The sequence below is a fragment of the Rickettsia endosymbiont of Ceutorhynchus obstrictus genome (genome assembly GCF_964026565.1).
Lineage (GTDB): Bacteria > Pseudomonadota > Alphaproteobacteria > Rickettsiales > Rickettsiaceae > Rickettsia.
In genome coordinates this window covers 281,189-301,074 of record NZ_OZ032162.1, presented here as the reverse complement: position 1 = coordinate 301,074, position 19,886 = coordinate 281,189, and the positions used below count along the sequence as shown (strand labels likewise).

Below are 19,886 nucleotides of genomic sequence, written 5' to 3'. Positions count from 1 at the left end.
TATTGATGTCATTCCCGCTTTCGCGGGAATGACATAGAGCATGCTTTAACCTATTCACACAATAATACCTTCAAGCCATAACATATTTATTACTTTTGGCATAACGAACAGTAAAAACTACTTCTACCTGATTGCTTTAATTTAATGATTATCCCATTACAATCTAAGCATTTTTCGTTTTCTCTATTATAAACCGTAAGTTGCTGTTTAAAATATCCCGGGCTATTATCACCGCTGACAAAATCTTTAAGAGTGGTACCGCCTGCTGCAATCGCCTTCGATAACACATTTTTAATTGCGGTAATTAGCTTAGTTATTTCCTCAATCGTTAAATCCGCACCTAATTTACTCGGATGGATTTTAGCTAAAAACAGGCTTTCGGAGGCGTAAATATTACCCACTCCGACGATAATTTTATTATCCATTAATAAATTTTTTATCGGTATTTTGCGAGTAGCGAGTTTACTCTTTAAATATTCGGTAGTTAGTAAATCGGACAAAGGCTCGATAGCTAAATTATAAAAAAACTTTTCTTCTAAAAATTTGGTTTCATAACTATAAATCATCCCAAAACGCCTAGCATCGTTAAAGATTAATTTCTCGTTACTAGTAAGGTCAAAAATTACATGATCGTGTTTTTTGGTTTGGTAATCAGGCGGTTGCAGCGTGAAGCGTCCACTCATACCGAGATGAATTATAAGAGAATAACCGTTATTTAAATCAATAATAAGATATTTAGCACGCCGCCTAACGGTCACAATATTTGTATGTAAAATTTCTTTAGCCAGCATTGAGGATAATATATAACGCAAATTATTTCTTTTTAGCTCTATATTCTTTATAGCAAGACCTAGGAGCTTTTGCTCAAGAGAGTTTTTTAACGTTTCTACTTCAGGAAGTTCTGGCATTTTATATAGTTTTTAAGTATTTTTAAATATACTTGTCATGCCGTGGCTTGACCACGGCATCCAGTACTTATTTTTCTGGACTCCGCGGTCAAGCCACGGAGTGACATCGTAATAACTTTCCATCTCAATATAATATACTTAAATAATATGAACCAGACAAATTTTGGCTTTAAAAAAGTTAATTTGACCGATAAACAGCATTTAGTAAATAATATTTTCACGGGCGTAGCAGATAAATACGATTTAATGAATGACTTAATGAGCGGTGGAATGCATCGCCTATGGAAAGATGAGTTTATTAGACAAATTCCCAATTTAAACTCAAATATACTAGATGTTGCTAGCGGCAGCGGTGACGTTGCTTTAAAAATTGTGAAAAAGGCTAAAACTCAAGCAGCTGAGCTTTCTATGACTCTCTGCGATATAAATCAGGAAATGCTTGATAAGGCTAAAAAACGCGCAATCAACCTTAATTTTTTGCAAAATCTTGATTACGTGCTAGCCAACGCCGAAAACTTGCCTTTTCCGGATAATAGTTTTGATTATTATACTATTGCTTTCGGTATTAGAAACATCCCAAATATCGATAAAGCCTTAAAGGAAGCCCATCGCGTTTTGAAGCCGATGGGAAAATTCTTATGCCTTGAATTTTCTAAACTAGAAGAAGGTTATTTCAAAAATTTCTATGAATTTTATTCTTTCAATATTATTCCGAAAATCGGGCAAATTATTACTAACAATCAAGAGGCTTATCAGTATCTAGTTGAAAGTATTAAGCTATTTCCTTCGCAAGATGATTTTAAAATAATGATCCAAAATGCCGGTTTTGAGGAAGTACGATATAAAAATCTTACTAACGGTGTTGTTGCCATCCATAGTGCTTATAAATTATGAATATATTTTTTAATTTATTACATATTCTGAGAAGTATTAGCAAAGAGCAAATTTTACTTGACGCAGGTGATATTAAAGTACCGCTATGTATTAAAATTATCGGCTATATTTTGACGCTAATATTCTCCCCTCTATCTTTAATAAAAAAACCTTCTCAAGATTTCGGCAAGCGTCTAACTAACTGTTTAGAACAGCTCGGACCTATCTATATCAAATTCGGTCAAACACTTTCTACAAGACCCGATTTAGTCGGGTTAGACGTAACGAAATACTTAAAATCTCTGCAAGATAAATTACCGCCCTTTGATAGTAAAATAGCAAAGGAGCTAATATATAAATCATTTACTCGTCATTGCGAGGAGGCACAAAGTGCCGACGTAGCAATCCAGAAAAATAATAAATTCCATAATATTTTTTACTATTTTTTTCCTAGATTGCCACGTCGCTTCGCTCCTCGCAATGACGATTATGTATCCGAGTATACGCCCCTAGACACTCTATTCCTGAACTTCCAAGACACGCCCATTGCCGCCGCTTCAATCTCTCAAGTCCATAAAGCTCAATTAATAACCGGTGAATTTGTCGCAATAAAGATTTTACGCCCTGATATTCATCGAAAATATAACCGAGATATTAAATTACTATATTTCCTTGCTAAATTAGCCTCTAAATTTACTAAAGTAAAAAGGCTGAAACCTCTAGCCGTCATAGAGAAATTTCGGGAAACCATGAAATATGAGCTTGATTTGCGCTTAGAAGCCGCTGCCGCTTCGGAGCTTGCCGATAATTTCCGTGATGATCTTGATATATGCATCCCAAAAATATACTGGCAATTTACGTCTAAAAATATCTTAACCACGGAATGGATCGAGGGCATTTCTATATATGAAACTCATCAATTAACGGCAGCGGAGTTAGACCTTTCACTTATTGCTAGGAAATTTGCCGTAATGTTTTTTAATCAAGCATATAGGGACGGCTTTTTTCACGCCGATTTGCATCCCGGAAATATTTTAGTAACTGCGCAAGGTAAAATAGTGTTGCTCGATTTCGGCATTATGGGCAGGCTCTCGGAATTTGATCGCTTAGCTGTTGCCGAAAGCCTTTTCGGTTTTTTAAACCGTGATTATAAATTAGTCGCCAAAATACATTTAAGAGCCGGTTATATTCCTAAAAATACCGACTTAAATTTATTTGCCCAAAGCTGTAGGGCAGTTACCGAACCTATCGTCGGTATGGCTACTAAAAATATTTCTGTCGGTAAGTTGCTTGCACATTTATTTAAAATAACCGAGGATTTCGGTATGGAGGTACAACCGCAGCTATTGCTATTACAAAAAACTTTAGTCATGGTTGAAGGAATCGGACAACAGCTAGATGAGAACGTTAATATGTGGCAGCTAGCCGAGCCTTGGATAAAAAAATGGGCAGCTAAAAACCTCAGCCTAGAAGCTAAAATTTTACGAATAGTGAAGCATTATATAGATGAAACATATAATAAGTTGTGAAATATACTGATAAAAAATAATTTTAAAAAATTAGAATGATGTTAATATTAGAAAATGACTTAAAATTAATTTCTTTAAAAGATAAAATTAAAGAATTTCAAGCCTTAGTAAAATCTCGCAATAAAAAAAATATTTCATTAGTGGATTCTTTAAAAGAAACAAGAATACAGGAAGCTAGGAATGAAAATTCTAAGTAGTCTGTCATGCCGTGATCAAGCCGGCGTTGTTGCATGGCTCGAATTTTCGATGTCATTCCCGCGAAAGCGGGAATCCATTCTTGTCATGTTGAACTTGTTTCAGCATCTATTATAAATATCCTGAAATAAATTCAGGATGACTTAAAAGTATTTTTTCTGGATTCCCGCTTTCGCGGGAATGACATCGAACATGCTTTAACCTATCCACCGACAATACCTTCCCGCCTCTGCGGAAATGACCTCTAAACAATCAGTCAACCCCCATTAAGTTACATACGGATTCTTAGTTTTAACATAAATAAATCTAATAGGAATACCGGGCAGCTCAAAAGCATCACGTAAATTATTTACCAAATATTTTGTATAGCTATCAGTAACTTTTTCCGGATTATTAGAAAATAATTTAAAAGTCGGCGGGCGGGTTTTTATTTGCGTCATATATTTTACCCGAACACGCCTACCGCCTTTTTGCAGAGGCAGAGGATGCTCCTCGGTGGTAAAACCAAGCCACTCGTTTAATTTGCTAGTCGCTATTTTCTTATTCCAGATATTGTAAATATTAACGCAAGCGTCTAGCACTTGCTCTATATTTTTTTTGTTAATAGCCGAAATAAATATTATCGGCACGCCTTTAATTTGCGGTAAGTTAGTACTTACTTGATAATCAAATTCTTCTTTAAATTTCTCTTTTTCAGACTCCTTAACTAAGTCCCATTTATTTACTACTATAACAATACTTCTTCCTTCCGATGCAACATAACTTGCAATATTTAAATCTTGCTGCTTTAATGGAGCTAAGGCATCAATCATTAAAATCACCGTATTAGCAAATTTGATGCTATTAATAGCATCCGAGGCAGATAATTTTTCCAGCGATTCGTTGATAGTAGATTTTTTACGCAAACCCGCAGTATCTATTAATTTTATTTTATTTCCTTTATATTGCCAATCAATTTCAATTGATTCGCGAGTCAATCCGGCTTCAGGACCGGTTAATAATCTTTCATCGTTAATAAGAGCATTAATGAAAGTAGATTTTCCGGCATTTGGTCTACCGCTTACCACTATTTGAATATAATCGGCTTTTATAGGGTCACTAATTTTTTCGCTCGGAGAATTATCTTGAGAATCATTATTAGCGATTCCTTCAACTATCGCATCGTATAAATCCGCCATCCCGACACCGTGTTCAGCCGAAATAACTACCATATTATCAAAACCGAGTTGATAATATTCTTTAGCAAAATCAAAACGCCCTTCACATTTATTTATTATCAATATAGTCGGTTTATTATATTTTCTAACAAAATGAGCAAGTAATTTATCATCGGGCAGCACGCCGCTTTTGCCGTCGACCATAAAACATATTATATCCGATTCAACAATCGCTTTAGTTGTCTGCTCCATTAAACGCTCACTTAAAGGCTGCCCCATTTCATATTTTACCTCTTCAAGCCCCGGCGTATCAATTACGGTGAATTCTAAAGAAGCAATCCCGGCACTCGCATATTTTCTATCTCTTGTAACACCTGGCTGATCGTGAACAACAGCTTTTTTCCTGATACTTAAACGGTTAAAGAGCGTTGATTTCCCGACATTCGGTCTACCGACTAACGCAATGGTCTTTTTATTCATCTCAAAAATAATCCTAAATTTTATATTATTATAGTTAATTCATGATATTACTTTTGTAGTTCGATGTCATTCCCGCGCAGGCGGGAATCCAGAAATCCTTTAAACAAATCAATAGTAGAATTTATTATATGATTCTACTATTTTTTTAAGCTTTTTTCTGGATTCCCGCCTGCGTGGGAATGACATAAAACACGCTTTAACCTATCCACACAACAATGCTTTACGGGAATGACATCAAAAATTCGATCCATACAAGAATTACATTGACTATATTACCACTTAATTATAAAAATATAAATAGTAAAGTCTAAAATTAATGCTATAAGAATTTTTTAATGTTAAAATAAAATTAATTATTATTTGGGGAAAAATATGGATAATTGTGAACTTAATACCAATTATATGTATTACATGTTAGAAGGACTTAGGGCGCAAATGGCTCCGACTCATTTAGGTATAAAAATTTTAAAAGAAGCCTTTGAAGATGAATCGTTAAAAGATAACGGTTATGCAAGAATTATGCATGCTTACCTGACCCTTTCCGAACGGATGCTCCGAAAATACGAAAAACCCAAATTTAATATTACCGAAACTATTATTGATAACGTAACTTATGGAATTGACGAAAAAGTTATTTTAAAAAAAACGTTTTGTGAATTAAAACATTTTTATAAAATAGACTGTAAGCAAGTAATGCCGAAATTGCTAATAATTGCGCCGATGGCCGGTCACCATGCTACTTTGCTGCGAGCAACAATACAGGAATTATTGCCGTATTGTGATGTATATATTACCGATTGGACAGATGCAAGTTACGTACCTGTAGAAGCCGGACGTTTTGATATGGATGATTTTATCGATTATACAATTGCGTTTATCAATTTTCTTGGACCTAATACCCATACTATGGCAGTTTGTCAACCCACAGTACCGTTACTTGCCGCTATTAGTATAATGTCGTCGGACAATCAACCTAATGTACCGAATTCAATGATTTTAATCGGCGGTCCGATTGATGCTAGAAAAAATCCGACAGCAGTTGATGAATTTGCTTTAAGCAAAAACCTAGAGTGGTTTTGTAAAACAGTTACAATGACCGTTCCGCCTAACTATCCCGGGCATGGTCGGAAAGTTTACCCGGGTTTTTTACAACTTGCCGGTTTTATTAGTCTAAATTTATCTCGCCATATAGATTCTCATCTAGAGTTATTACAAAATTTACTAAACGGAGATTATAAAAAAGCCGATCATACTATTAAATTTTATGATGAGTATTTAGCCCCTATGGATATGGCGGCAGAGTTTTACTTGCAAACTATCGAAGAAGTATTTCATGAATTTTCTTTAGCTCGTGGAAAATTAGTTTCCGAAGATCGTCATATTAATTTAAAAGATATTACCAAATGTGCTTTACTTGGGATAGAAGGAGAGCTTGACGATATCGCAGCCGTCGGTCAAACAAAAGCAGCGATAAAACTTTGTCAAAATATTCCGGATTCAATGAAGCAATATCATATGCAGAAAGGAGCGGGGCATTACGGAGTATTTAGCGGTAGTAAATTTAAGCAGTTCATCGTACCGGTTATTAAGGATTTTATATATACTCATGATAAAGCAAACGAAACTAAGAATAAGGCGAAGTAGATATTAAGTTGTAACGGTGTCATTTCCACCTTCTCGATGTCATTCCGGCAACGGCGTATGGGTGTCAACTTAAGGAGCAAAAACGTAAGCCGTCATTGCGAGCGACTGGAAGCTTTGTTGCATGGCTCGAATTTTTGATGTCATTCTAGCTAAAGGCGGGAATCTAGCCTTTTCTTTGTCATGCTGAACTTGTTTCAGCATCTCTTGCAGTAGATCCTGAAATAAATTCAGGATGACTATAATTTTCTAGATTCCCGCTTTCGCGGGAATGACACCCTTTTTATGGCAATTTCTAATCCATGCAACAATGCCGGCTTGACCACGGCATCCAGTCTTTTTATTAAGGCTTTTTCTGGATACCGTGGTCAAGCCCACTACTGTACGAACGTTGAAAAAAGGCTGTGTCATGCCGTGACTTGATCACGGCATCCAGGAAAATAAAGCCATATTAGACTTATTTTGAATCTTTTTATGATATTATAAGCTGGATTCCGTGGTCGTAGCCACGGAATGACAGAATTTTTACCTCTTTATTTAAACGTTCGTACCGTAGTGGGTCAAGCCACGGTATGACATCGTACTTGTATTAACCTTAATACACTAATTATGATATGTAACCATGGATTCCCGCCTTCGAGCCATGCAACAACGCCCCGCCTTTAGCTAGAATGACATACGAGAATAGGGAATGATGTAGAGGATAATGTAGTTTCAAACCACAAAAGTTAAAACTAACATTAACCCGACATAATTATTATTTTTAAATATTGCAAGGCAATTAGCGGGATCGTTAATATTTAATATTGCCACTTGCCATAACAACATTATTAAAGCAACCGAAATAGCAATATAATTAATATTATAATTAGCTATATTAGCGCTTAGAATGAATAATAATATAAAAATAATATAAAAACTATATAGCCAAAGCCTATAATTTTTATTTTCTAACCATCTTGCAAGAGACTTTACGCCTATTTTTTTATCATCGACCAAATCCATAAAGCCGTAAATCGTATCATAACCTACTGTCCAACTACAACATGCTATATACATAATAAAAGCTTGTATAGTGAGCTTATCTAATATCGCAGCATAGCCGATTAATACACCGAGATTAAAAGTTAATCCTAAAAATACTTGCGGGAAATTAGTAAAGCGTTTCATTAACGGATATAATATAATCATCACAAAGGCAAAAAAACCGATATATATAGCCGCTCTGTTCAATGATAATAAAATCAATAAGGCACAAACTAATAATATAATTAGTATGATTAAAGCGTCTTTAACGGTTAATAACCCGTTTGCTAAAGGTCTTTCTTTGCTCCTAGCAACATGTTTGTCATAATTCTTGTCAAATATATCGTTAATTACACAGCCTGCACTTCTTGTAATGATGCTACCCAAGAAAAATACCGGCACTAATTTTATTAATTCTACTATTGTAGGCTTAGCAAGTAATATCCCAAAAAGTGCCGGAAAAAATACTAATAGATAACCGGTAGGGCTATTTAGCCTCATCAGCTTCAAAGTAAGAAAGAATTTGTTTGGCATTTGCATAAGGTTGATATATTTTTGTTTACATTGAATCATCATTGCGAGGAGATTCGGGTGTTATTGCATGGCTCATAATTTACCGTATTATGGTTATTACAAGTACGGTGTCATACCGTGGCTTGACCACGGTATCCAGAAAAAATTTTAATAAAAAGACTGGATGCCGTGATCAAGTCACGGCATGACACCGTACACTTTGCAAAAATTCGAGCCATGCAACAACGTTGATTTGACCTCGGCATGACAGTATCAACAGACTATTTTAACACCAATATAACTATATTATGAAAGAATTTCCAAAGAATTATAATTTTTCCGAAAGTGAAAAAAAAATACAACAATTTTGGCAAGAAAAGCAAATTTATGCTTATGACGAGAATATAGCTAAAGAAGAAACGTTTGTAGTAGACACTCCGCCGCCGACCGTTTCAGGACAGCTGCATATCGGTCATGTTTATAGCTATACGCAAACGGATTTTATCGTACGCTTTCAACGTATGCTAGGTAAAAATATTTTTTACCCGATGGGATTTGACGATAACGGTCTACCGACGGAACGTTTAGTAGAGAAGCAAAAAAAAATTAAAGCGTCTCACATGGATCGTGAACAATTTATTAAGGTTTGCGAGGAGGTAGTTAAAAGCGAAGAAGAAAAATTTAGAAATTTATTTAATCAAATCGCATTATCGGTAGATTGGAATTTAGAATATCAAACTATTAGTCCGTTATCTCGAAAAATATCGCAAATGTCTTTTTTAGATTTGGTACAAAAAGGCGAAGTCTATCGAAATAATCAACCTATTTTATGGGATCCGGTTGACGGGACGGCACTTGCGCAAGCCGATATTGAAGACATCGAGCAAACTTCACAAATGAATTATATTAACTTCAAAACTGAAAAGGGTGAACCGCTTACTATAGCCACCACGAGACCGGAGTTACTACCTGCTTGCGTAGCCGTATTTTATCACCCCGAAGATGAGAGATATAAACATTTAGCAGGTCAACTTTCCGTAACGCCACTTTTTGATGTTAAAGTGCCTTTGCTTGCCGATCCTTTAGTACAACCAGATAAAGGCACAGGGCTTGTAATGTGCTGTACTTTCGGCGATCAAACCGATATAACTTGGTGGAAAACTCATAAACTACCTTTAAAAATTATTATTACTAAAAAAGGTATTATAGATTTTTCTCATGGTTCGATTCAGATAGACGGCTTGAAAATAAAAGAAGCCCGCGAGAAAATTATTAATATTTTAAAAGAGCAAAATCTACTTATAAAACAGGTGGATATTACCCATACCGTAAAATGTGCGGAGCGTTCCGGCGCACCTCTTGAAATACTCACCGTGCCGCAATGGTTTGTTCGGACAATAGACCATAAAGAGGAATTGCTTAAGCGAGCAAATGAATTAAATTGGCACCCTAAAAATATGAAAATTCGTTTAGAGAATTGGATTAACTCCATAGCCTTCGATTGGTGTATAAGCCGCCAGCGTTATTTCGGTGTTCCTTTTCCGGTTTGGTATTCCAAAAAACCCGGTGAAGAAGAAAAAGTTTTATTTGCCGATATTTCGCAATTGCCCGTTGATCCTTTAAAAGATTTACCTCTTGGATATTTAAGCCACGAAGTAGAACCGGATTACGACGTAATGGATACCTGGGCGACAAGCTCGGTTTCACCGCAACTTTCAACTCATGGCATTTCTGATAATTTAGCTGTTAACGGAGATAGGCACGCCAAATTATTCCCGATGGATTTAAGGCCGCAAGCTCATGAAATAATTAGAACATGGGCATTTTATACTATTTTAAAAGCGCATTTACATCAAAATACTTTGCCGTGGAAAAATATTATGGTTAGCGGTTGGTGCTTGGCGGAAGATCGCAGTAAAATGTCAAAATCCAAAGGCAATGTTTTAGTACCTGAAAAGCTGTTAGAGCAGTACGGCTCTGACGTGATTCGTTACTGGTCGGCAAATTCAAAACTTGGAGCTGATACTGCTTATTCCGAAGACGTAATGAAAAACGGCAAACGGCTAGTTAATAAGCTATGGAACGCCGCTAAATTCGTTTCCATTCATTTTGATAAATTAGAGGAAAAAGATAAAAATAGCGATCTTTTAAAAGTAAGCGAAAAAATTACTCATGATTTAGATAAATGGATGATTAACAAGCTAATAGAGTTAATCAAACAAGCAACAATTGAGATGCAGAATTACGAATATGCAAATGCTATGCATTTAATAGAAAAATTCTTTTGGTCGGTATTCTGTGATAATTACCTAGAAATTAGTAAAGCTAGAAGTTATAACGAAGATAATAAAAACCCTACTGGACAGTGTAGTGCTATCTTAACACTTTATCATGTAATGCAAGTTTTATTAAAGCTATTTGCACCTTTTTTACCTCATATTACCGAGAAAATTTATCAGCTTTTATATAGCACCGGTTCTTCGATACATGAAAAAGGTAACTGGTCGAAATATGATAATTTAAACTATATTATAGATTCAAAACAGGCAGAAGGTTTATTAGAAATCCTGGATATAGTACGCAAATTTAAAGCCGAAAAAAATCTTTCAATTAAGGCGCCTATTAAATTACTTGAAGTTAAAGGTATAAATTTGTCGCCTGATTTAACCGAAGATTTAAAAAGCGTAACCTCAGCAGAATTTATAAAATATTATTTACAAGAAGGTGGAATTGTAGTTAACATTATTTTATAAAATAAATATAAATTATGTTTATCAATAGAAAATTTAATAGACGTAAAAATACTTTACCTACCAAATTTGTAGGGATAATTATTATTATTTTTGCTTTTTGGGCTTATTATACTTACGTAAGGGAACATAATTGGCGATACGTCATACCTACGGATAAACAGGTAAAAAGTTATGCGATTAGTGAATCCACAGCGCTTAATCTTTACCAATTAATGAAAGACACTCATGAAATACTTACTAAATATCAAATAGAATATTGGATTGAAAGCGGTACTTTACTCGGAGCGGTAAGGCATCAAGGTATAATCCCGTTTGATGATGATTTAGATATCGGCATAATGCATGATGATGAAATAAGGCTGCAAAAAATATTACCGGAGTTTGAAAAACTCGGATATAATATTGAGTATAATAAAATTTACAGTATATGTAAAAAAAGCTGCTTAGATATTTTTATATTTCACCAAGAAGATAATAAATTTATATATACTAACAGGAATATGCGTAATAAATTTCCATTTGATTTCTTCTATGATAATGAATTATTCCCGCTAAAAAAATATCAATTCGGTAGCATAGAGGTTTACGGTCCCCAAAATCCTCAAGAGAATTTGGATAGGCAATATCCGGAGTGGGATAAATATGTAGTTATACAACAACCTCATAGTAATCATCTTTCTTTTTTAACCAATATCGACAAAAGAACAAAATTTATATTAACCCCTGAATTATTAAAACCCGCTATGCCTTCGGGTCCTCTAGAGGATAGGGTAGATTGGTAGGGAAGTACTATGTCATTCCCGTGAAAACTAGGCGTTGTTGCATGGCTACCGGAATCGTCATTGCGAGGAGGCATTTATGCCGACGCGGCAATCCAGAAAAATACTTTTAAGTCATCCTGAATTTATTTCAGGATCTACTACAAGAGATGCGCAAAACTTGTTCAGCATGACAAAGTAAAGCCTGGATTCCCGCCTGCGCGGGAATGACATACGGCACTTTTTTAGAGCCATGCAACAACACCGTCATAGCCACGGTATGACAATGATTTTTACCCTTTTAATATAAAACACTAAATAAAAAAATATGCATTATCTCTTATTACTCTTAATAATTAGTTATTTTACTTTTTTCGGTTTATTTATTTTGTTTTATATAAAAATTAAAACCTTGAAAGTGCAGCTACAATTCTTAACTGATCAAAATCTAGAAATTAACAATAATAATCAATTACTGAATCAGGAAAAAATAGCTCATTTGCAGAGGATAGAACAGCTTAACTGCAGAATAGAGTATCAAGAGCAGACTATTAAGGATTCTGAGAGAATAAGAAGCGAATCATTTTCATCCGCCAAAGCTGCCTTGTTCGACCTTGGTAAAGATTTATCTAAGCAATTAATCGAAATACATAAAATGGAAAATACGGCAGCAAGAGAGCTTTCGGAGAAAAATATTGCTACTGCTTCAGGAAAATTTAATAGCGAGTTTGAGCGGTTAATTACGATGGTAGGAGCGCTAAATAAAGATATCGAGCAGTCAAAAGGAACTGTTGATTTAATTAAACAGTCGCTACTTTCTCCTATCGGCGCAGGGCTACTTGCCGAGATTACATTAGAGAATATTTTGAAATCATCGGGCTTACGCCCTAACTTAGATTTCATTATTCAATACGGCTTAACAACGCAAGATAACGCACGACTCAGACCTGACGCGTTGATTTTCCTTCCTTCCGGTAATTTAATGGTTATTGACGCTAAAGCCTCTAAATTTCTAGTAGATGAGCAAAATCCGGCAAATCTTAGCAAGACTATGAATTACCATTTGAAATCTCTTGCTAATAAAGATTATGCCGAAAATATTTTAGCCAGCCTACATAGTAAAGAAGAAAATTATAATAATATTATAACTTTAATGTTTTTACCTACCGAACAAGCCGTAGAGAAAATCCTTGCCGCCGATCCCGATTTCTTACAAAAAGCTTGGACAAATAATATATTTCCGGTAGGCCCTAGCGGGATTATGAATATGCTATCATTTGCAAGATTTCAAATTACCGATCATCGTCGTTCAGAAAACTATAAGGTTATTATAGAAGAAGTCAGGAAGTTATTAGGTTCAATAGCTACTATAGCTGATTATTCCCAAAAGATCGGTAATAATTTACAAAATATGGTTACTAATTACGATAAATTTGCCGGTTCATTTAATCGTAATTTTATTTCGCGTGTAAAAAATATTCAGAAACTCGGTATTGAAGGCGGCAATAAAACTCTCCCACAAGCGCTAGAGCGTTATCAAATTGTTTCCTCAAAATCGGAAATTATCGAGGTTGAAGTAAGTGACGCTATCGAGCAAATAGAAGAAGTAAAATAGATCGAGTCACCCCTGTATTGACCAGAGGTGCTCACAGAACCGTACGTGAGACTCTCGCCTCATACGGCTCTTTGTGGATTTGAGGCAATGTTGTACCTCTTTGACATAATATTAATTAATCCTTCTTTAATTAGCTTAGTTGTTAATTTTTTTTTTATGTCGCTCCACATGCAGCCCTTCGCTCCACTCCCATTACAGAAGCTTCTTCACTACTACAACTGCATCTGCCTCAATAGCTGGAAAGTGCTATTGATTCCCAAGTTCCATATCTGACCCTAATTTATGTTCGTACTGCCTCCTGTGCCGCTCGCCGATAGCTCAACTATTGTATGACAGTTAGCTAACTTATCCCTTCAGCCCCCAAAAGCCAAAGGTTTTGACAGAGAACTTAACCCTCTTTCGACACTTAATTACAGCAATTCACTTTCGTTTACCTACATAAATCTCACATGACCCTTGCGGGCCTTTTCCTTAACGCTCACTACCATATTCCTTAGAATACAGCAGCTTAAGGTTGTTTGGAATCTGCTCATACCAGCTCGATTCCGGTGGACCTTCCACCATGTCAAATACAGCATTGCATCCTCTTCTTCTGATTCTGCATTCTTGGCACACTTGGGGAGGGAGGTATTATTAGGTAGCTAATCGTCATTGCGAGGAGGCATTGCTCGCGTGGATACATAAAACGTCAGCGAGCCGCTGCAAGCATTGTTGCAATGACGATTCTGATAGCCACGCAACAACGCTAAAGCCGTCTCGCAATGACGAGTTTTTTGCGGTAATTTCTGATCCACACAGATACACATCAAAAACTTAAATTTATTCCAAATTGACGTTACTAAACCGATTTCGCTAAAGCTAAATAATTTTGCGGTGAGAGATTTTCGGCTCGATAATTACCGTCAATTTTTAATTCTAAAAGTAATTCGTTAATTTTAGGAGTAAGATTCTTCAAAGACGACTTAATCATTTTACGCCTTCCGGAAAATGCTAATCTCGTTATTAATTCCACTTTATTTATTAAATCAAGAGGCAGTAAAATTTTCAAAGGCATCAGCTTAACTACGCCCGAATATATTTTAGGCGGCGGATAGAAAGCTGCAGGAGCCACATCAAAACATTTTTCTGCCTTAGCAATTAATTGACAGATAACTGATAATCTGCCGTAGGCTTTTGTACTCGGCAAAGCGCAAATCCTTTCTACGACTTCTTTTTGCAGCATAAGGGTCATGCTATTTATTAATTCCGCCTGTTTTAGCCATCTAATAACTAATTCAGTACCTATATTATACGGTAAATTAGATATAATAGTTATTTTGTTACCCTGCGATAAGGCTGATTTGATTATAAACAAATCAGCTAAATTAATTTTAAGCGCATCCCCTTGGATAATATTCAAAGCAGGGTAACTTTTTCTAATCTCTTCTAGTAACGGGATACATCTATTATCGGTTTCAATGACGGTTAAGGATTTAGGATTTTTCTGCAATATCGATCTAGTCAAACCTGCCGTACCCGGACCGATTTCTAAAATATAGGCATTTTCTTCAAAACCGGATACGCGGACGATCTTATCACACAAGCTGCTATCAAAAATAAAATTTTGTCCGTATCTTTTAAGAGCGATAATATTATGAGCTGCAGCATGTTTGGATATTGAAGGTAACATAGTCTACGACGGTAGCATTATTTTTATGTAAGCTTTTTTATGTAAATTATCAAAAAACTTCTGAGCTTTTTGTGATACTTTTTTATTTGTTAAAAAATTTACTACGTAATTATTTTCATCTTCACTGACATTTAAGATTTTTTTATTACATATTAATATTATTTGAAATTTATCGTTCCTTTCAAAAACACTACTTGCCTGATCTATATTTAAATCTTTAGTAATGGTTTGCAAAATTCCGTCTAAACTATTCAGTTTTCCGTCAAACGGCTCCATAATAGCAAAATTCTCATACATAGATTTCTTGACGTCGGCACATCTTTTTAAACGCTTTTTTAAATTATACATTTTCGTAAGTGTTTTATTATCCTTACCCTTTGCGGTAAAAATTTGCATTGAAATTTCGGCATCTTTCATATTACTCGATAAGATTGTCGCGTCTATTTCCTTGCTACTAATATTTATCGATCTCGATAAGCCGGATAAAATATTCATCTTAACCAATTCGCCTTTAATTTGTGAGATAAAACTATTGGTGTCGACCGATCTACTTTTAAGATATTGCAGAAGGTAGCCTTTCGGCATTTTATTACGCTCTTCAATGGTTCTTATAGCATTCTCTACTTCTTCCTCAGGAATAGTTTTATCTTTAGTATATTGAAAAAGTAGCGCCTCATCAATTAGGCTTTTGATTGCCAAATTGCTAAGCTGCTTATCTTGCGCAGCATTCACGCTTTCAACGTTATTTAATGCCATAATCATTTTCTTACGCGCACGAAACTCGTTTAAAGTAATCGGCTCGTTATTCACTAGCGCAACTATATTCGGTAATTCTGCCTTTGCTATATTTAAAGTTAAAAAAACAGTAATTATAAACAATAATTTTTTCATATTTTTAAACTCACATATTTAATATTTTTAAACCGATAGAAACACTCCAAGAGGAAGTAGTTTTTTTTATCCCACGACTTGCATCCACCATATAATCGGAAGAAATTTTTGCAGCAATTCTAACACAATCTTTAAAATATGTCACTTTAATAGTTCTTGAAAGTAATTGCGGTTTTTTTGTCGATATATCGACGCGTCCGCCGAAACCGACTAACCAATTTTCCGTTAACCGATACCCTAAATCGCCGTAAAATTGCCTTACTCTATTATTAGAGAGTTCTCTATTTTCTATACTATAATATTTTTTAAGATTTGTAAGCTGAATAAAGCTGCCGGCAATATTAATTTTATTATTTTGAAAATTACTGCCTATTTCATCGCGAATAGGTTTCAGATTCTCGTCTTTCCTAAAACTATAAAATAATTCAAATTGCTCTAAAAATCTTGCTGAAATTTTCCCGACATTTTCGGTATTATGAACGGATTGATCAATACTATATTTAGTATTTTTCGACTGCCCTAAAAATAAACCTAAATAATTTTCATATTTAGATATAGTAGTATTAAGTCCATAATTCAATCTATTACCGAATTCATGACAATCAATCCCGCTATAACGATTTGAATAGAATATATTCTTCTCCGACAATTCATATTTATTAGGATCAATGATAATAAATTGATTATCTCGGCGTTGCAATTTTCGCCCCACCGTAAAAGAGGCTATGGGTTCGGTAAGTAAAGTAATATTATTAGCAATAACTCCCGCTAACGGATAACGCCAGACGGTTTGAAATTCCGGTATGTTTCTAGCCAGAGTTTTTTGATCTCTAATTTTATTTAGATACTCATGTCGAATAAAATAAAAATCCTCTCTATCTTTCAGAGCAAAACTAAAAATCTGTCCGGAAGGGGTTAATAAATTATGGACAAAAGATAATTGCAACGAAGTCCTAGCAAGCTGTTTGCCTATTCTTTCCTTGTATAGTAAAGTATTATTTTCGATAACAAAATAGCTAGTCTCATTATCGTTTAAGTTAATAACGTTTTTTGTAATAATTTTAGGAAGAATTAAAGGATCGGTAGCACTACTATCATTAGCACCGAGTCCTTGAAGGTCTATAGCTTCGACCACTAAATAATTAGCATCGTGAATTTTATTTAAAAATACTTTAGAAGTTAAATAAGAACTATAATTATCATAATAGTTCTTTAAATATGCTTTATCAGAAGTGCGCTCTAATTTAAATCCGTAAGCATATTCTTTATTAATAAAATTACCGCTTGTTACATAATGATAGCCGTTAACTTTTTCATTTTTTATTTTTTGACTGTTTTTTTCTAAAAAATACGGTAAGTTACCGTAATTACCTTCAAAAATTATAGAATCCGTACTATTAAAACGATAACGCCCCTCAAGTTCAAAAATTTGATATTTTTGGAAAATTCTAGGAGTTAAAGTAAAATCCATATTAGGCTTTGCTCGATAATATAGAGGTATACCTAAACCTTCATTTTTTATACTAGGAATTAATATACCGGAACTGGCCGGAGCCGAAGGAGTAGGATGTGCAAAATACGGTAAATATATAATCGGTACGCCGTATACCTCAAAAAACATATTCCTGTAAGTTATCCTATTTGCATCAAAATCAACATAGGTATCTTTGGCAGAAATCTGCCAAATAGGGTTTTTATTGCAAGTAATTTCACAGGGCGTAAATTTACTATAATAAAGGCGAGCTTTGTTTTCATCAATCCTTTCAGCGAGCTTTGATAGTAAAAGAGTATTATCACCGAAAAATAAAATAAAATCCGAAATCACTCCGGTTTTAAATTTATCCTTTAAAACTACTTTTTCACCTATAATAATTTTATTTTTTTCGTCTTTGACTTTAACATTTCCTTCTGCCCACAAAATATCATTTTCTATATCGTAAAGTAAATTATCCGCCGTTAACAAATAATTATTCAGAGTGATGCTAATATTACCTTTAGCGTATATTAACTTTTCACTTTCATTATATTCAATAAAATCGGCAGCTACATTATCTATTTTAACGCCCTTAGCCTGTCTAATCGCACTCGAAAAACCTATAACCGGAAATATGATAATGATAATTAATAAGCTGCATACAAGACGCATTTAATATTACTCAAGATATAATTAATAGTGGAAAATAATAGCAAGCTATATTAAATATATCAAAGTAATTATAAAAGATTATAAAAATTTACTTGCTCTTGTTAGGTATAGACTAGTATTCTAAAATAAATGCTTGTCATTCCTGCACTGTTGAGGCGTTGTTGCATGGCTCGTAATTTACCGTATTATGGTTATTACAAGTATGGTGTCATACCGTGGCTTGACACCGCGGTACTTTTAAAAAATATCCGAAATATAGCAATTTCTGATCCATATCACAATGCCAGCTCGCAATGACGGGGTTTTGCGTTAATTTCAATCCACGTAACAATGTACCATTTTAAGTAATATTACCATGCTAGATAATTTTATCGATAATCAATCGGCTAAAGAGTTTTCCGTTAGTGAGATTTCTAATAAAATTAAAGAATTATTAGAAAGTAATTTCGGTTATGTTAGAGTAAAAGGGGAAATTTCCGGTCTTAAAATAGCTAGTTCAGGTCACGGTTACTTTAATTTAAAAGAAAATACGGCTATTTTAGCTTGCACTTGTTGGCGTCCCACTCTTGCTAAAATTAAATTTCCGTTGACGGATGGAATGGAAGTAGTCATCAGCGGCAAACTATCCGGCTATTCAGGTAATTCACGCTATCAATTATCGGTAGATAACCTTGAGCCGGCGGGTCTTGGCGCCATGATGCAAATTTTAAATGAACGTAAAGCACGATTAGAGAAAGAAGGTTTATTTAATAAGGTAAGAAAAAAATTGCCTTTCTTACCGACTAAAATCGGTGTCGTTACGTCAATAACCGGCGCGGTTATAAAAGATATCATTCACCGAATTACCGACCGTTTCCCGTCCCGCATAATAATATGGCCCGTTAGTGTACAAGGGGAAAATGCCGGCAATGAAATTGCCGAGGCTATAGAAGGATTTAATAATTTAGAAGAAGTAAATAAACCGGACGTAATAATTGTTGCTCGAGGCGGCGGCTCAATAGAAGATCTTTGGTCTTTTAACGATGAGATATTAGTACGAGCTACTTTTAACTCAGAAATTCCTATTATTTCAGCAGTCGGTCATGAGGTAGATTATACTTTAATTGACCTAGCAGCCGATAAAAGAGCGCCTACCCCGACTGCGGCAGCCGAATTTGCCGTACCGGTACTTTCTATTTTAAATTATACGTTACAATCTCACTTGCATGTTTTACTAAGCCGTATTAATCAATTAATTAAATATCAACAACAACATATTTCTAACTATAACAAAATACATAGATATTTTGTAAATTATATTAATAATAAACAACAACTACTTGATGAAGTAGGTTTTAATTTAATAGATTCCTTACCTTATTTGATTAATAAAAAACAAATAAAACTTGAATCTTTTACAAAAGATAGGATTAATCCCGTTAAAATAATTACTTATAAATTATTAGAATTGACACATCAAACCGGTTATATGATAAAATCAATCGATAATAGTTTGAAAAATTTTGAATATAAACTAACGTTAAATAGTTCACTTCTAACAAGCTTAGATTATAATAATGTACTTAAACGCGGCTTTACTATCATTAAAAGTGAAAACGGTAAATTTTTATCTTCAAAAGCTGTGGCAGAAACTAAAGAAAAATTTAGTATTAATTTTTTTGACGGCGAAATTAAAGTGATTAGAGACACAAAATGTCATACCGTGGCTTGACCGGTGTTGTTGCATGGATGG

At 34.6% G+C, this 19,886-nt stretch carries 18 protein-coding genes; 8 read left to right on the top strand and 10 right to left on the bottom strand.

The features are described from left to right. Positions 1 to 89 precede the first annotated feature (89 nt). Positions 90 to 908, bottom strand: a complete 819-nt coding sequence (gene mutM / locus AAGD64_RS01810) for a bifunctional DNA-formamidopyrimidine glycosylase/DNA-(apurinic or apyrimidinic site) lyase (RefSeq protein WP_341793644.1) — start codon at positions 906 to 908, stop codon at positions 90 to 92. Between the two features lie 147 nt (positions 909 to 1,055). Between mutM and ubiE the strand changes: the two genes are divergently transcribed. After that, complete coding sequence (gene ubiE, locus AAGD64_RS01805; protein ID WP_341793643.1) at positions 1,056 to 1,802, top strand: bifunctional demethylmenaquinone methyltransferase/2-methoxy-6-polyprenyl-1,4-benzoquinol methylase UbiE; 747 nt, start codon at positions 1,056 to 1,058, stop codon at positions 1,800 to 1,802. Further along, on the top strand, positions 1,799 to 3,310 hold the full coding sequence (gene ubiB / locus AAGD64_RS01800) for a 2-polyprenylphenol 6-hydroxylase (protein WP_410526078.1): 1,512 nt from the start codon (positions 1,799 to 1,801) through the stop codon (positions 3,308 to 3,310). The genes ubiE and ubiB overlap by 4 nt, the downstream gene beginning before the upstream one ends. A gap of 97 nt (positions 3,311 to 3,407) precedes the next feature. Here ubiB and AAGD64_RS01795 read toward each other — a convergent pair whose 3' ends face one another. Continuing rightward, positions 3,408 to 3,542, bottom strand: coding sequence for a hypothetical protein (locus tag AAGD64_RS01795; RefSeq protein ID WP_341793642.1), 135 nt, complete (start codon positions 3,540 to 3,542; stop codon positions 3,408 to 3,410). Positions 3,543 to 3,771: 229 nt separating this feature from the next. Further along, positions 3,772 to 5,142 carry a ribosome biogenesis GTPase Der gene (gene der, locus AAGD64_RS01790; RefSeq protein WP_253308044.1) on the bottom strand — a complete coding sequence of 457 codons (1,371 nt, stop codon included), beginning with the start codon at positions 5,140 to 5,142 and terminating at the stop codon, positions 3,772 to 3,774. A 372-nt stretch (positions 5,143 to 5,514) separates the two neighbouring features. Here der and AAGD64_RS01785 point away from each other — a divergent pair, with 372 nt between their 5' ends. Further along, complete coding sequence (locus AAGD64_RS01785; protein ID WP_341793641.1) at positions 5,515 to 6,786, top strand: polyhydroxyalkanoate depolymerase; 1,272 nt, start codon at positions 5,515 to 5,517, stop codon at positions 6,784 to 6,786. 69 nt (positions 6,787 to 6,855) lie between these two features. Here the strand turns inward: AAGD64_RS01785 and AAGD64_RS01780 are convergent, their stop codons facing one another. The 3 genes from AAGD64_RS01780 to ubiA all read right to left on the bottom strand — a co-directional run bounded on the left by AAGD64_RS01780 (position 6,856) and on the right by ubiA (position 8,349). After that, positions 6,856 to 6,987 (bottom strand): hypothetical protein, encoded by a 132-nt coding sequence (locus AAGD64_RS01780; protein ID WP_341793640.1) that lies wholly within the window; start codon positions 6,985 to 6,987, stop codon positions 6,856 to 6,858. 45 nt (positions 6,988 to 7,032) lie between these two features. Then, a complete protein-coding gene (locus AAGD64_RS01775; protein ID WP_341793639.1) occupies positions 7,033 to 7,194 on the bottom strand; it encodes a hypothetical protein in 162 nt (53 codons plus the stop codon). Between the two features lie 303 nt (positions 7,195 to 7,497). After that, positions 7,498 to 8,349, bottom strand: a complete 852-nt coding sequence (gene ubiA / locus AAGD64_RS01770; protein WP_341793638.1) for a 4-hydroxybenzoate octaprenyltransferase — start codon at positions 8,347 to 8,349, stop codon at positions 7,498 to 7,500. 281 nt (positions 8,350 to 8,630) lie between these two features. Between ubiA and AAGD64_RS01765 the strand changes: the two genes are divergently transcribed. From AAGD64_RS01765 to AAGD64_RS01755, 3 genes are all read left to right on the top strand, one after another. Then, complete coding sequence (locus tag AAGD64_RS01765) at positions 8,631 to 11,075, top strand: valine--tRNA ligase (RefSeq protein WP_341793637.1); 2,445 nt, start codon at positions 8,631 to 8,633, stop codon at positions 11,073 to 11,075. A gap of 14 nt (positions 11,076 to 11,089) precedes the next feature. Further along, positions 11,090 to 11,857 carry a LicD family protein gene (locus AAGD64_RS01760; RefSeq protein WP_341793636.1) on the top strand — a complete coding sequence of 256 codons (768 nt, stop codon included), beginning with the start codon at positions 11,090 to 11,092 and terminating at the stop codon, positions 11,855 to 11,857. A 304-nt stretch (positions 11,858 to 12,161) separates the two neighbouring features. Continuing rightward, on the top strand, positions 12,162 to 13,448 hold the full coding sequence (locus AAGD64_RS01755) for a DNA recombination protein RmuC (protein WP_341793635.1): 1,287 nt from the start codon (positions 12,162 to 12,164) through the stop codon (positions 13,446 to 13,448). Positions 13,449 to 14,089: 641 nt separating this feature from the next. On the opposite strand, the gene AAGD64_RS01750 is transcribed toward AAGD64_RS01755, so the two are convergent. From AAGD64_RS01750 to AAGD64_RS01735, 4 genes are read right to left on the bottom strand one after another with little or no spacing between them, the layout of a single operon-like run. Next, positions 14,090 to 14,242, bottom strand: coding sequence for a hypothetical protein (locus AAGD64_RS01750; protein WP_341793634.1), 153 nt, complete (start codon positions 14,240 to 14,242; stop codon positions 14,090 to 14,092). 44 nt (positions 14,243 to 14,286) lie between these two features. After that, positions 14,287 to 15,117, bottom strand: a complete 831-nt coding sequence (gene rsmA / locus AAGD64_RS01745) for a 16S rRNA (adenine(1518)-N(6)/adenine(1519)-N(6))-dimethyltransferase RsmA (protein WP_341793633.1) — start codon at positions 15,115 to 15,117, stop codon at positions 14,287 to 14,289. Between the two features lie 3 nt (positions 15,118 to 15,120). Continuing rightward, positions 15,121 to 16,008 (bottom strand): SurA N-terminal domain-containing protein, encoded by an 888-nt coding sequence (locus AAGD64_RS01740; RefSeq protein ID WP_341793632.1) that lies wholly within the window; start codon positions 16,006 to 16,008, stop codon positions 15,121 to 15,123. A 10-nt stretch (positions 16,009 to 16,018) separates the two neighbouring features. Next, positions 16,019 to 18,154: an LPS-assembly protein LptD gene (locus AAGD64_RS01735; protein WP_341793631.1), complete on the bottom strand. Its 2,136-nt coding sequence runs from the start codon at positions 18,152 to 18,154 to the stop codon at positions 16,019 to 16,021. Positions 18,155 to 18,319: 165 nt separating this feature from the next. Between AAGD64_RS01735 and AAGD64_RS01730 the strand changes: the two genes are divergently transcribed. Beyond that, the gene (locus AAGD64_RS01730) at positions 18,320 to 18,451 is read left to right on the top strand and encodes a hypothetical protein (RefSeq protein WP_341793630.1); all 132 of its coding nucleotides are present in this window, start codon (positions 18,320 to 18,322) and stop codon (positions 18,449 to 18,451) included. 58 nt (positions 18,452 to 18,509) lie between these two features. Further along, on the top strand, positions 18,510 to 19,865 hold the full coding sequence (gene xseA / locus AAGD64_RS01725; RefSeq protein ID WP_341793629.1) for an exodeoxyribonuclease VII large subunit: 1,356 nt from the start codon (positions 18,510 to 18,512) through the stop codon (positions 19,863 to 19,865). Positions 19,866 to 19,886 lie beyond the last annotated feature (21 nt).